Below are 12,081 nucleotides of genomic sequence, written 5' to 3'. Positions count from 1 at the left end.
TCATTCCACGGCAATCCGCAGCCCGGCCGCAGTGGCCAGCGGGCACACAAACAACGACAGCGCCAGGCAAGCGCCCAGCAGCGACAAATGCGGCATGACATCAAGCCCTGCGTCGGCAGCTGATCCGGCGCCTGCACCAAACACAAGCACGGGCACACACAACGGCAGCACAAGGATGCACAGCAGCGCTGCTCCGTTACGCACGCCCAGTGTGAGCGCCGCGCCAACGGCACCGATCAGCGCAATGGCCGGCGTACCGATCAGCAGCGTGGCTGTCAGCAGGAGCGTTGCATGCAGCGGCAGACTGTACTGCTGCGCCAGGATGGGCGTCAGCAGCAGCAACGGCAGGCCACTCGCGAGCCAGTGCGCTGCGATCTTCGTCAGTACGATCAGCGCAAGCGGGTGTGGCGACAACAGCAGTTGATCCAGGCTGCCATCAGCGTATTCTTGCGCAAACAACCGGGAGAGCGAGAGCATCGACGCCAGCAGCGCCGCTACCCACAGGATGCCCGGGGCGAGCATGCGCAGCTGCTGCGGGTCGGGGCCGATGGCCAGCGGAAACAGGCTCGCCGCAATGACGTAGAACACCACGCCGCCGACCAGGTTGCCGCGTCGCCGCCATGACAGCGCCAGATCGTGCCGCAGGATGGCCATCAGCATGGGTTTCATGCGGTTCCCCCAAGCCGAAGTACGCGATTTGCCCCGTGCGGGCGCGACAGCAACTGGTGCGTGGCCATGATGGCCATGCCGCCTGCACGCAAGTGTGCATCCAGTTGTGCGGTGAAGAGCCCGAGTGCATGGTCGTCAAGCGAGGCGATTGGCTCATCGAGCAGCCACAGCTCGCGCCGGGCGAGCACCAAGCGCGCCAGTGCGACTCGCCGGCGTTGGCCTTGCGAGAGCTTGCGCACGGGCGTGGCGGCAAGCTTGCCGAGTTCGAGCGCTTCCAGTGCGGGCCCGATGCCAAACGGCTCGGATGCCGAATCGCGCAACCCGGCCAACTGCTTGGCCAGACGCAGGCTCTCTGTCACAGTCAGATCAGGGTCGATGCCGTTGGTGTGCCCCACATAGCAGAGCGCATTGAGCAAGGCGGGATCGCCGCTGCGCACGGGTACGCCGTGCCATGTCAGTGAGCCGCTTGCCGGTGCGAGCAAGCCGCAGAGCACGCGCAGCAGCGTGGTCTTCCCGCTGCCGTTCGCCCCCGTTACCTGTACCAGCTCGCCCGCCGACACCGAGAGGTCCAACTCGCGGAAGATCCGGCGGCCGGCGCGCGAAAACGTCAATTGGCTGGCAACAAGCACGGCAGGTGTCGGAGTCGAATGGGGGCTAGCGCATGCCGCACGATCACGTGCCTCACTCGGCCTTCATCTTCGACATGTCGGGCAGATGGTGCGCAATGCCCTTGTGGCAGTCGATACAGGTCTTCTCCTTGCTGCCCAGGTATTGGGAATGCATGGCAGAGGCGCGTGGGCTTTGCCGCGTGAAGTCCATCGATTCGTAGTTGTGGCAGTTGCGGCATTCCAATGAATCGTTGGCCTTCAGCCGATCCCATTCATGCTGGGCCAGCTCGAGTCGGTGGGCCTCGAATTTCTCGCGCGTGTCGATGGTGCCGAAAATCTTGCCCCACACTTCCTTGGAGGCCTGCATCTTCCGAGCAATCTTGTTCGTCCAGGCGTGCGGAACGTGGCAGTTGGAGCAGATTGCACGTACGCCGCTGCGGTTGGTGTAGTGGATCGTGCTCTGCAGCTCCTGATACACGTTGTCGTGCATTTCGTGGCAACCCGTGCAGAACGCTTCGGTATTGGTCACTTCCATCGCGGTGTTGAACGCGCCCCAGAACACCACGCCGGCAACAAAGCCGCCCAACGTTAGAAAGCCCAGGCTGAAATACGCGCTGGGCCGGTTGATGGTGCGCCAGTAGCGCTTGATCAGGTCGAACATGACTGCACCGCCTCAGTTCTTGCCAACGCTCTTGCCATCAGGCTTGCGTTTGAGCAGTTGATCGACATCGACAAACGTATTGGTGACAAGCGGCTTGGCGTCGGCCTGCGGCACGTGGCATTGCGAGCAGAAGAAGCGGCGCGGCGAAACGTCGGCCAGTTGATGGCCATCGCGGTCAACGTAGTGCGTGGGGCTGATCGCGATCGCGCGCATCTCTTCGGCCTTCGTACGCGCGTGGCAGGACAGACAACCGTTGTGGTCCTTGTTGATCTGATACATGTAGGTGCCGTCGATCTTGTGCGGAATCGTCGGCGGCTGCCCGGTGTAGTTGCGCTCGCGGCGCACGTCCTTGTTCTCGGTCGGATACAGGATCGGCGGTGTCGATTCGGCGGCAATCGGCGTGGGGCCGCGCATGGCGTCGACCACGCCTTGGGCTTGCGCGGGCAAGTTGGCAAGGGTCGCCAGGAGCAGCGCACAGATGGCGGCTGGCAGTCCCAAGAGTCGGTTGAGCTTCATGACGTTTTCCTGTTGCGCGTGTGTCGTCTGCCTGTGCTCGTCAGACCTTCACGATCTTGACGGCGCACTTCTTGAAATCCGTCTGCAGCGAGATCGGGCAGGTTGCATCCAGTGTGACCTTGTTGATGAGCTGGCTTGCATCGAACCACGGCACGAACACCAGGCCCTTCGGCGGCTGGTTGCGGCCGCGCGTTTCAATGCGGGTGCGCATCTTGCCGCGCCGCGAGATCACTTCGACCTCGACACCACGCCGCAGCCCAAGCGCGTTTGCATCTTCCGGGTGCATGAAGCAGACCGCATTCGGGAATGCGCGATACAGTTCGGGCACCCGGCGCGTCATCGAGCCCGAGTGCCAGTGCTCCAGCACGCGGCCGGTCGACAACCAGAACGGGTATTCCTTGTCTGGCACTTCCGGCGGTGCCTCATAGGGCAGGGCGAAGATCACCGCCTTGCCATCCGGGTTGCCGTAGAACTGGTAGCCGGTGCCGGCCTTGACGTACGGATCGCTGCCTTCCTTGTAGCGCCAGCGCGTCTCTTTTCCGTTGACCACCGGCCAGCGCAATCCGCGCGCCTTGTGATAATCGTCGAACGGTGCCAGGTCATGGCCGTGGCCGCGCCCGAAGCTTGCGTACTCCTCGAACAGGCCCTTCTGCAGGTAGAAGCCGAACGCCTTGGCTTCGGCATTGTTGTATTCCGGGTCGACGTCCTTGAGCGGGAACCTGTCGACATTGCCGTTGCGGTAGAGCACGTCGTAGAGGGTCTTGCCGCGCAGCTCCGGCTTTTTGGCGATGAGGTCTTCGGGCCAGACTTCTTCCACCTTGAAACGCTTGGAGAACTCCACCAGCTGCCACAGGTCGGATCGCGCCTCACCCGGCGCATCAACGAGTTGATGCCAGAACTGCGTGCGGCGCTCGGCGTTGCCGTAGGCGCCTTCCTTCTCAACCCACATCGCGCTCGGGAGGATCAAGTCGGCGGCCAGTGCGGTGACGGTCGGGTACACGTCCGAAACAACGATGAAATTCGCCGGATTGCGGTAGCCCGGGTAGCCTTCCTCGTTGATGTTGGCGCCGGCCTGCATGTTGTTGTTGACCTGCACCCAGTAGGCGTTGAGCTTGCCGTCCTTCAGCATGCGGTTTTGCAGCACCGCGTGATAGCCGGGCTTTTCAGGGATCGTGCCGGCCGGCAGCTTCCAGATGTGCTCGGCTTCTTCACGGTGCTTCGGGTTGGTCACCACCATGTCGGCCGGCAAGCGGTGCGAGAACGTGCCCACCTCGCGCGCGGTGCCGCATGCCGAAGGCTGGCCCGTCAGGGAGAAAGGGCTGTTGCCCGGTGTGGCGATCTTCCCTGTCAGCAGGTGCAGGTTGTAGATCATGTTGTTCGCCCAGGTGCCGCGGGTGTGCTGGTTGAAACCCATGGTCCAGAACGACACGACCTTGATCCTCGGATCGGCGTACAGCTCGGCAAGCTTCTGAAGCTGCTGCTTGAACTCCTTCTCCTTGCTCTTGTCCGGGTTCGCCAGCTTGGTGGTGTAGTCCAGGTCGTACGTCGAGACGAACTTCGCAAACTCGTCGAATGAGATCGGCTTGGAGTCACCCACCTTGTCGGCGTTCTTGGCGGCCTTCTGCACGGGGTTGTCGGGCCGCAGGCCGTAGCCGATGTCGGTCACGCCCTGCTTGAAGACGGTGTGCTTGTTGACGAAGTCCGTGTTGACCTTCTTGTTGGTGATGATGTAGTTCGCGATGTAGTTGAGCATCGCGAGATCGGCCTGCGGTGTGAAGACGATCGGGATATCGGCCAGATCGAACGAGCGGTGCGTAAACGTCGACAGCACCGCGACCTTCGTCTTGGGCGCGGAGAGGCGCCGGTCCGTCACGCGCGACCAGAGGATGGGGTGCATCTCCGCCATGTTCGAGCCCCACAGCACGAACGCGTCAGCGACTTCGAAATCGTCGTAGCAGCCCATCGGCTCGTCCATGCCGAACGTTCGCATGAAGCCGGCCACGGCAGAGGCCATGCAGTGGCGCGCGTTGGGGTCGAGGTTGTTCGAGCGGAATCCCGCCTTCATTAGCTTGACGGCGGCGTAACCCTCAAAAACGGTCCATTGACCCGAGCCGAACATGCCGACAGCGGTCGGGCCCTTTTCCTTGATGACGCGCTTGAACTGCATCGCCATCTCGTCGAACGCGCGGTCCCAGGTGACGGGCGTGAACTCGCCGTTCTTGTCGTACTTGCCGTTCTTCATGCGCAGCAGCGGCTGGGTCAGCCGGTCCTTGCCGTACATGATCTTTGAGAGGAAGTAGCCCTTGACGCAGTTCAGGCCCCGATTGACCTCGGCCTTCGGGTCGCCCTGCGTGGCCACCACGCGATTGTCTTTGACGGCCACTTCAACGCCGCAGCCCGTGCCGCAGAATCGGCAAGGCGCCTTCGACCACTTGAGCTGCGTCAGCTCTTTGTCGGTGACGAGGTTGGCGGCGCCAGCAGGAAGCGTGACGCCGGCCACCGAAGCGGTCGCGGCGGCAGCGGTCTGCTTAATGAACGCGCGGCGAGAGACTTTCATCGTCCATTTCCTCATTCATGGCGTCGGCCATTTCGTTGTGCTGGTAGATCAGGGCGGTGTTCAGCACACCGTCGATCTGCTGAATGAACGTCAGGTGAGCTGCGATGGCGCGCGAACTGGGCGCCTCAAGCGTGACCACGAGCTTGCCGTTATCGCTGGCTGCATGGATTTCGCTGCCGGCGATGCTTTCGATGGATTCGCTCACCCGTGCAATATGGGTTGGCCGCGTCTGGACCAGAACGCCGGCGATATGCCACTCGTCGTCATCGAGCGGCGCCGGCCGAACGGGGATATCTATTTTTCTTGTGTTTCGCATGACCCTGTTTTGGCGATGAACGCCTTTTTCTAATCAGTGCTGCGCGAACATACAACCCGACTCGCCCTCGGACCCCCCGGGCGTATTTCAATGCGTTGGCGGACCGCTCAGCAATTGGGTTGCCCAGACGATAAAGCCATAGCCGGCCACGATAATGACGGAAAGAACCGGCACCATGACGGCCGTCAGAAACAGAAAGCTCCGCAGCTCTTCGGATTTACGTCGCGCGTCGACGTTTTGGGGCTGTTCCACGATGACTCGACCAATGAGGGCGGCGCTAATGGCGCGAACGTTTTCCAGTAAAGTGAACGTCGCACGGGAATTCAAGGTTTTTGCATGATCCCGGCGTGACATATATCGCGCAAGCAATATGTCGTCGTGGCGTGATCTAGCGCAAGATTTGCCGGATTCACGAGCCTGAAACATTGACGGGCACGCGCCATAAGTACCAGGCCGCGACGGTTCGATACGGGCTCCACGCAAGACTAATCGTCTTCATCTGCTTGCGTGTGGGCGTGGCATCGAGCCGCTTCAAACGTCGGTAGCCATCGCGCACGCCGAAGTCGTCTGCGGGCAAGATGTCCGAGCGCTCCAGCGTGTAGATCAGCAGCATTTCGACCGTCCACCGGCCAACCCCGCGCAGTGTCACCAGCCGCTCGATGAGGGCTTCATCCGGCATGGCGAGCGCTTGCTCACGCGTAGGCACGATGCCGTCGAGCGCGGCTTGTGCGATGCCGCGAATGGTCGCCAGTTTGGTCGCAGAGAAACCGCAGGCGCGCAGCGCTGCCTCGTCGGTGGCAAGCACCTGTTGCGGTGCGGGAAACGCGGCGGCCGGATACAGCGCAAGAAAACGTCCGAGGATGGCGTCACCGGCCTTGGCGTGCAGTTGCTGATAGGCGATCGCGCGGATCAGTGCTTCATAAGGTTCGCGCGCTGGCTTGGCGGTGTGGCGGCAGGGGCCGGTGGCGGAAATATGGCGTGCCCAGTCTTCGTCCAGCGTGGCCATGAAGGTTGCGGCTTGCCGGTAGGCGCTTTCGGACAGATCTGCGGCGATAGTCATGCGCTGATTTGCCGGTCAGCCGGCCTTGCGGAACGTGAGGTTGATGCGCTGGCTGCCCAGCATTGTGTGCGGGTGGTCCTTGAGTGGTGCAATGCCGTGATAGCGCAGGCGATCCGGGCCACCCCAGACGACGACATCACCGTGAAACAGGGGAATGCGTTGCGGTCTGTCGGCGCGGCGATGTCCGCCAAACAGAAAGACCGCCGGCATGCCGAGTGACACTGAGACGATCGGCGCGCCGTAGTCCTGCTCGTCTTTGTCCTGATGCAGCGACATGCGCGCGCCCGGCACATAGCGGTTGATGAGGCAGGCGTCTGGCGTGAAGCCGTGGAAGCCTGCTTCGGCGGCCGCGCTGTGCGCTAAACGCAGGAACACATCGGGCAGCGGCGGCCACGCGGCTCCCGTGAGCGGGTCGTGCGTGGCATAGCGGTAGCCGCGGCGGTCTGATGTCCAGCCCAGCGCGCCGCTGTTGGTGAGCGCGACTGACATCTCAAAGCCGCCCGGCGTGACCATGTGCCGAAACGCGGCCTGCTGCGCGATGGCATCCACCGCCGCGATCAGGGCCGGCGCTTCCGACAGCGCAAAGCCGCGCAGCACAAACGCCGCTTCGCCGAGCGCAATGCGTGTGTCGTCAGCGGGTGAGTGGTCGCCAAACAGATCGCCGGTGGTCATGGTGAGCAGGCTACAGAGCGTCGTGGAAGATGATGCCTGCAGTATGCCGCTGACCCGAGCGCAGGCGGCTCACACCGTGGCGCATGTTCACGCGATACGTACCGCGCGTGCCTTGTACGGGCCGATGGTGCACCGCAAAGACCACTGCATCGCCTTTGCGCAGCGGCACCACTTCGGGCCGCGACTGCATCCGCGGGCGCTGCTCCGTCATGACGAATTCGCCGCCGGTGAAATCGACGCCGGGTTCCGACAGCAGGATGGCCACCTGCAGCGGGAAGACGTGCTCGCCATAGAGATCCTGATGCAGGCAGTTGTAGTCACCGGGGCCGTATCGCAGGAGCAGCGGCGTCGGGCGCAACTGGCCGGCTTCATGACAGCAGCGCAGGAAATCGGCGTGCTTGGCTGGATAGCGCACGTCGATGTCCATGGCTTGGTTCCAGCGATTGGCGATGGTCGCCAGCGGCGGATAAAGCGACGTGCGCAATTGCGCGATGAGGTCCGGCAGCGGATACGCGAAATACTGGTATTCGCCGCGCCCGAAGCCATGACGCTCCATCACTACGCGCGAGCGAAACAGGCGGTCTTGCGGGTACAGCCCAGTCAAGGCGTTGCAGGCGCCGTCGTCCAGCAGGCTCGGCAATACGGCGCTGCCGACATCGTTGAGCGCGTCTTCAACGGCGCGCCAGTCGACGCCTTCTAGATCGGGACGGTGCCCCGCGCTGACATGCGCGGCGGCAGTGGAAAGCGGCATATGCGCTCCTTTCGGAGATTCGATACGCCAAGCGTACGCTCACGGGAGTGCGCGTGGCACTCCGGAGCTTGCGGTCGAATTCAGGCGTGTGCGGCCAGGCTGGCGGGCATGGCGGTGGCAGCCAGCTTGGTGAGTGCATCACCGGTGGCGCGGCAGATGCGCCACTCGGGCAGCACATCCGCACCCATGGCTTCGTAGAACGCGATGGACGGCGCATTCCAGTCCAGCACGCTCCATTCGAAGCGGCCGCAGTCCCGCTCCTGCGCCAGGCGCGCCAGGTGGATCAGGAGTGCCTTGCCGATGCCCAGGCCGCGGTATTCGGGCTCCACGAACAGGTCTTCCAGATACAGGCCCGGCTTGCACAGGAAGGTCGAGAAGTTGTGGAAGAACAGCGCAAAGCCCACGGCTCGGCCATCGACTTCCGCCAGCACCGCCTCGCAATACGGGCGCGGCCCGAACAGCATCGTCGCCAGTGCCTCGGGCGTGGTCTGCACGAGGTGCGTGAGCTTCTCGTACTCGGCCAGCGCAGAGATCAGGCGAACGAGCGAGGCGCAGTCGTCCGGCGTGGCGGGGCGCAGCATGAAGCGGGTCGCTGTGGTGGCGGTCATTGTGATGGCGATTCCAGTGAGGTTTGGACCAGGCGCGCGACCTGGTCGACGTAATCGGGCGCGAGGCAATCGACCACGTGCCGCTCGGGCGTGCTGCGCAGCCAGGTGATCTGGCGCTTGCAGAGCTGGCGCGTTGCGGCGATGCCTTGTTCGCGCAGGGCAGCCATGTCGATTTCGCCTTCCAGGTAAGCCCATGCCTGGCGGTAACCGACGCAACGGATGGACGGCAGCGTGGGCGAAAGATCGCCGCGGCGGCGCAAGCGCTCCACCTCGTCGAGCAGGCCGCCGGCGAGCATCGCATCGAAGCGCTGTGCGATGCGCGCATGCAGCACGAGGCGGTCGGACGGTTCCAGCGCGATCGTCAGATACTGCGCGGCTGCATCGTGCTGCTGGAACGCATTCGCGCCGACCTCGCGTGCGAGCAGGGCGGACATCGGCTGGCCCGTCAGCCGATACAGCTCCAGCGCGCGCTGGATGCGCTGCGCGTCGGTTGCGTGCAATCGCGCGGCCGTGACCGGGTCGACCAGTGCGAGTTTCGCGTGTAGCGCCGGCCAGCCATCGCGTGCCGCTTCGGCATCGATCTCCGCGCGGATGGCAGGATCTGCGCCGGGCAAATCGGAGAGCCCTTGCGTGAGCGCCTTGTAATACAGCATCGTGCCGCCGACGATCAGCGGCAGCTTGCCGCGTGCGCGGATGGCATCGATCAGCGCGTTCGCATCGTTGGCAAACTGCGCGGCGGAATACGCATCGAGCGGATCAATGATGTCGATCAGGTGATGCGGCGCGATGGCTTGTTCTTCGGCGCTGGGCTTGGCGGTGCCGATGTCCATGCCGCGATACACCAGCGCGGAATCCATGCTGATGATCTCGACCGGCCAGCGCTCGGCCAGCTTCAATGCGGCGGCGGTCTTGCCGGACGCCGTCGGCCCGAGCAGGCAAATCGCGCGCGGGGCGCTTGCAGCAGACGCAATCATCGGAATTACTGGCCACGCAGGAAGAGACGATCCAGGTCAGCCACGGTGAGCTGGATCCACGTCGGGCGACCGTGGTTGCATTGGTCGGCGCGTTCTGTCGCTTCCATCTGGCGCAGCAGTGCGTTCATCTCGTCCAGGTTCAGGCGGCGGTTGGCGCGCACGGCGGAGTGGCACGCCAGCGTGGCAAGCAGTTCATTCTGGCGTTCGGCCAGCACGCGCGAGCCGCCGTAGGCGTGCAGATCGCGCAGCACGTCGCGGGCAAGCGCTTGCGCATCGGCCTTCTGCAGCAGCGTCGGCACCGATCGCACCGCCAGCGTGGTCGGCGACACGGCGGAGATGTCAAAGCCGAGCAGCGTGAGCGTGTCGCGGAATTCCTCTGCGGTGCCGATCTCCACCGGGCTCGCGGCAAACGTGACCGGAATGAGGAGCGGTTGCACCTCGACGCGCTTGGTTTCGAGCGCGGTCTTGAGTTGCTCGTACAGGATGCGCTCGTGCGCGGCGTGCATGTCGACGAGCACCATGCCGCGCGTGTTCTGCGCCAGCACGTAGATGCCGTGCAACTGGGCGACGGCAAAGCCGAGCGGGTGGGCATCGTCCTCATCAGCCTGTTGAGCTGCGGCCGGCTCTGCAACGGCGGCAGGCGATTGCGCGGTTGCGGCGCCGCCATCGAACAATGTCGCGGCGCTCGGCACATCGGCCATCCAGGCAGGGCGGCTCGGCGGCATGGGCGCGCTATCGCCGCGCATCATGGACAGATATTCCGCACGCGGTTGCGCAATGCCGAGCGACGTCTGCCGCGCGGCCATTTGGTTGATCCAGCGCGTGGTGTTGTCGGCCGGCGAGGGCGCCGTCGCGACCCCAGCACCCTCAGGCGCTTCGGCGATGTCGGTGCGCAGGCTGTCGCCCTGTTCGCCGGCGTGGCGGGACAGTGCGCGTTGCACCGCGTGATAGACGAACTGGTGCACCGCGCGGCTGTCGCGGAAGCGCACCTCGATCTTGGACGGATGCACGTTCACGTCCACCGCTTCGGGCGGCAGCTTCAGGCACAGCACGTAGGCGGGGAAGCGGTCGCCGTGGAGCACGTCTTCGTAGGCGCTGCGCACGGCGTGGGTGAGCAGGCGATCGCGCACGAAACGGCCGTTGACGTAGAAGAACTGATGATCAGCCCGGCCGCGCGAGGCGGTCGGCAGGCCGGCAAAGCCGAACAGACGCAGTTCGCCGGCCGATTCCTCGAAAGGCAGGCGTGCGCGGGCGAATTCGGTGCCGAGCACGGCCGCCGAGCGCGAATCCGCCTGCGTGGCGTTCCAATGCTCCAGCGGCTTGCCGTTGTGATGCACGGAGATGGCCACGTCGGGCCGCGCCAGCGCGGTGCGGCGGATCACTTCCATGCAATGGCCCAACTCGGTCTGCTCGGTCTTCAGGAATTTGCGGCGCGCCGGCGTGTTGAAGTACAGATGCTGCACATCGACGGTGGTGCCGACGCCGCCGGACGCCGGCTGCGCGCGCCCGGTCTGCGCAATGATCTGCGTGGCGTGGGCGTCATGGGCGGTGCGCGACGTGAGCGTCAGCTCCGCCACCGAGGCAATCGAGGCCAGCGCCTCGCCCCGAAACCCCAGCGTGGCCACCGATTCCAGCTCTTCCAGCGAGCCGATCTTGCTGGTCGCATGCCGCATCAGCGCGACAGGCAGTTCGTCAGCCGGAATGCCGCCACCGTTGTCCGTGATGGCAATGCGCCGCACGCCGCCTTCCTCCAGCTTGATCTGGAGCTGCGTGGCACCGGCATCCAGTGCGTTTTCCAGCAGTTCCTTGACCACGGACGCTGGCCGTTCGACCACCTCGCCGGCAGCGATCTGGCTGATCAACTGGTCGGGAAGCGGGCGGATGGGGCGGCGGGAAGTCGAGGCGGAAGTCATCACGGCATTATAAATGTCACGCCCTGTGCGGCGCACCGACGCAAGCCTCGCCAACGGCTAGGGGAAATCTAAGTCACATCCGGTATCATTTCCCGCTCGTTCAGGGGGATGGTTTGGATATCGTGATGCAATTGGTCGACATCGTGCTGCATGTCGACAAGTCGTTGGGCTTGCTGATTCAGCAATACGGCGCGTGGGTCTACGTGCTGCTGTTCGCCATCGTGTTTGCCGAAACCGGGCTCGTGGTGCTGCCTTTTCTGCCGGGCGACACCCTGCTGTTCATTGCCGGCGCCATGTGCGCCACCGGCCAGATGGACGCCTGGCTGCTCATCGTGCTGCTGGTGATTGCCGCGACGACGGGCAACACGGTCAACTATTTCGTCGGCTCCTGGATCGGCCCCAAGGTATTCGACGGTCACATCCGCTTCCTTGATCACCAAGCGCTGCTCAGGACCCACACCTTTTACGAACGCCACGGCGGCAAGACGCTCGTGATGGCGCGCTTCATCCCGGTGGTGCGGACGTTCGCGCCGTTTGTGGCGGGCGTGTCGAAAATGACGTTTGCGAAGTTCCAGCTTTTCAACATGATCGGCGCCGTGCTGTGGGTGGCGATCCTGGTGCTGTCGGGCAAGGCGTTCGGTAATGTGCCCGTGATTCGGGATCACCTGAACACGATCGTGCTGATTGGCCTGGGCGCGGCGATTGTGCCGCTAATGCTCGGCGGGCTGTGGAAATTGCTCAAACGCCGTCGCGGCGCCGTCGCGCAGAAGTAAGCG

The 12,081-nt window shown here is 64.0% G+C and carries 14 protein-coding genes; 1 reads left to right on the top strand and 13 read right to left on the bottom strand.

Annotated elements, in window-relative coordinates:
• The 13 genes from ccmB to mutL all read right to left on the bottom strand — a co-directional run bounded on the left by ccmB (window position 1) and on the right by mutL (window position 11,305).
• Window positions 1–669 (bottom strand): heme exporter protein CcmB, encoded by a 669-nt coding sequence (gene ccmB, locus CFE42_RS04705; RefSeq protein WP_004631724.1) that lies wholly within the window; start codon window positions 667–669, stop codon window positions 1–3.
• Window positions 666–1,298 carry a cytochrome c biogenesis heme-transporting ATPase CcmA gene (gene ccmA / locus CFE42_RS04700; RefSeq protein WP_004631726.1) on the bottom strand — a complete coding sequence of 211 codons (633 nt, stop codon included), beginning with the start codon at window positions 1,296–1,298 and terminating at the stop codon, window positions 666–668. The genes ccmB and ccmA overlap by 4 nt, the downstream gene beginning before the upstream one ends.
• A 52-nt stretch (window positions 1,299–1,350) precedes the next feature.
• Complete coding sequence (locus CFE42_RS04695) at window positions 1,351–1,938, bottom strand: cytochrome c3 family protein (RefSeq protein ID WP_004631728.1); 588 nt, start codon at window positions 1,936–1,938, stop codon at window positions 1,351–1,353.
• A gap of 12 nt (window positions 1,939–1,950) precedes the next feature.
• A complete protein-coding gene (locus CFE42_RS04690; RefSeq protein WP_004631731.1) occupies window positions 1,951–2,454 on the bottom strand; it encodes a nitrate reductase cytochrome c-type subunit in 504 nt (167 codons plus the stop codon).
• 40 nt (window positions 2,455–2,494) lie between these two features.
• The gene (gene napA, locus CFE42_RS04685; RefSeq protein ID WP_004631733.1) at window positions 2,495–5,011 is read right to left on the bottom strand and encodes a periplasmic nitrate reductase subunit alpha; all 2,517 of its coding nucleotides are present in this window, start codon (window positions 5,009–5,011) and stop codon (window positions 2,495–2,497) included.
• Window positions 4,983–5,327: a chaperone NapD gene (locus tag CFE42_RS04680; protein ID WP_004631736.1), complete on the bottom strand. Its 345-nt coding sequence runs from the start codon at window positions 5,325–5,327 to the stop codon at window positions 4,983–4,985. Before CFE42_RS04680 ends, napA begins: the two co-directional genes overlap by 29 nt.
• Window positions 5,328–5,414: 87 nt before the next feature.
• Window positions 5,415–5,582 (bottom strand): periplasmic nitrate reductase, NapE protein, encoded by a 168-nt coding sequence (napE, locus tag CFE42_RS04675; protein ID WP_170816384.1) that lies wholly within the window; start codon window positions 5,580–5,582, stop codon window positions 5,415–5,417.
• 154 nt (window positions 5,583–5,736) lie between these two features.
• Entirely contained in the window at window positions 5,737–6,387 is a 651-nt protein-coding gene (locus CFE42_RS04670; RefSeq protein ID WP_004631739.1) for a DNA-3-methyladenine glycosylase, read from the bottom strand.
• Between the two features lie 15 nt (window positions 6,388–6,402).
• Complete coding sequence (gene alkB / locus CFE42_RS04665; RefSeq protein ID WP_004631740.1) at window positions 6,403–7,059, bottom strand: DNA oxidative demethylase AlkB; 657 nt, start codon at window positions 7,057–7,059, stop codon at window positions 6,403–6,405.
• A gap of 10 nt (window positions 7,060–7,069) precedes the next feature.
• On the bottom strand, window positions 7,070–7,810 hold the full coding sequence (locus CFE42_RS04660) for a 2OG-Fe(II) oxygenase (RefSeq protein WP_004631742.1): 741 nt from the start codon (window positions 7,808–7,810) through the stop codon (window positions 7,070–7,072).
• An 80-nt stretch (window positions 7,811–7,890) separates the two neighbouring features.
• The gene (locus CFE42_RS04655; protein ID WP_004631744.1) at window positions 7,891–8,418 is read right to left on the bottom strand and encodes a GNAT family N-acetyltransferase; all 528 of its coding nucleotides are present in this window, start codon (window positions 8,416–8,418) and stop codon (window positions 7,891–7,893) included.
• On the bottom strand, window positions 8,415–9,392 hold the full coding sequence (gene miaA / locus CFE42_RS04650) for a tRNA (adenosine(37)-N6)-dimethylallyltransferase MiaA (RefSeq protein ID WP_004631746.1): 978 nt from the start codon (window positions 9,390–9,392) through the stop codon (window positions 8,415–8,417). Before miaA ends, CFE42_RS04655 begins: the two co-directional genes overlap by 4 nt.
• 5 nt (window positions 9,393–9,397) lie before the next feature.
• Window positions 9,398–11,305, bottom strand: a complete 1,908-nt coding sequence (gene mutL, locus CFE42_RS04645; protein ID WP_037044368.1) for a DNA mismatch repair endonuclease MutL — start codon at window positions 11,303–11,305, stop codon at window positions 9,398–9,400.
• Between the two features lie 125 nt (window positions 11,306–11,430).
• Between mutL and CFE42_RS04640 the strand changes: the two genes are divergently transcribed.
• Entirely contained in the window at window positions 11,431–12,078 is a 648-nt protein-coding gene (locus CFE42_RS04640) for a VTT domain-containing protein (protein ID WP_004631749.1), read from the top strand.
• The last annotated feature ends 3 nt before the right edge of the window (window positions 12,079–12,081 follow it).

This window comes from Ralstonia sp. PBBBR1 (assembly GCF_002256165.1).
GTDB classification, from domain to species: Bacteria; Pseudomonadota; Gammaproteobacteria; order Burkholderiales; family Burkholderiaceae; genus Ralstonia; species Ralstonia thomasii.
The sequence above is the reverse complement of the archived record's forward strand: the minus strand, read 5'-3'. Positions and strand labels throughout refer to the sequence as shown.

What these genes read in the sequence shown, in the direction of transcription:
- ccmB (WP_004631724.1), bottom strand. Translation starts at nt 669, where the DNA reads ATGAAACCCATGCTGATGGCCATCCTGCGGCACGATCTGGCGCTGTCA.
- CFE42_RS04695 (WP_004631728.1), bottom strand. Translation starts at nt 1,938, where the DNA reads ATGTTCGACCTGATCAAGCGCTACTGGCGCACCATCAACCGGCCCAGC.
- CFE42_RS04690 (WP_004631731.1), bottom strand. Translation starts at nt 2,454, where the DNA reads ATGAAGCTCAACCGACTCTTGGGACTGCCAGCCGCCATCTGTGCGCTG.
- napA (WP_004631733.1), bottom strand. Translation starts at nt 5,011, where the DNA reads ATGAAAGTCTCTCGCCGCGCGTTCATTAAGCAGACCGCTGCCGCCGCG.
- CFE42_RS04680 (WP_004631736.1), bottom strand. Translation starts at nt 5,327, where the DNA reads ATGCGAAACACAAGAAAAATAGATATCCCCGTTCGGCCGGCGCCGCTC.
- CFE42_RS04670 (WP_004631739.1), bottom strand. Translation starts at nt 6,387, where the DNA reads ATGACTATCGCCGCAGATCTGTCCGAAAGCGCCTACCGGCAAGCCGCA.
- alkB (WP_004631740.1), bottom strand. Translation starts at nt 7,059, where the DNA reads ATGACCACCGGCGATCTGTTTGGCGACCACTCACCCGCTGACGACACA.
- CFE42_RS04660 (WP_004631742.1), bottom strand. Translation starts at nt 7,810, where the DNA reads ATGCCGCTTTCCACTGCCGCCGCGCATGTCAGCGCGGGGCACCGTCCC.
- CFE42_RS04655 (WP_004631744.1), bottom strand. Translation starts at nt 8,418, where the DNA reads ATGACCGCCACCACAGCGACCCGCTTCATGCTGCGCCCCGCCACGCCG.
- miaA (WP_004631746.1), bottom strand. Translation starts at nt 9,392, where the DNA reads ATGATTGCGTCTGCTGCAAGCGCCCCGCGCGCGATTTGCCTGCTCGGG.
- mutL (WP_037044368.1), bottom strand. Translation starts at nt 11,305, where the DNA reads ATGACTTCCGCCTCGACTTCCCGCCGCCCCATCCGCCCGCTTCCCGAC.
- CFE42_RS04640 (WP_004631749.1), top strand. Translation starts at nt 11,431, where the DNA reads ATGCAATTGGTCGACATCGTGCTGCATGTCGACAAGTCGTTGGGCTTG.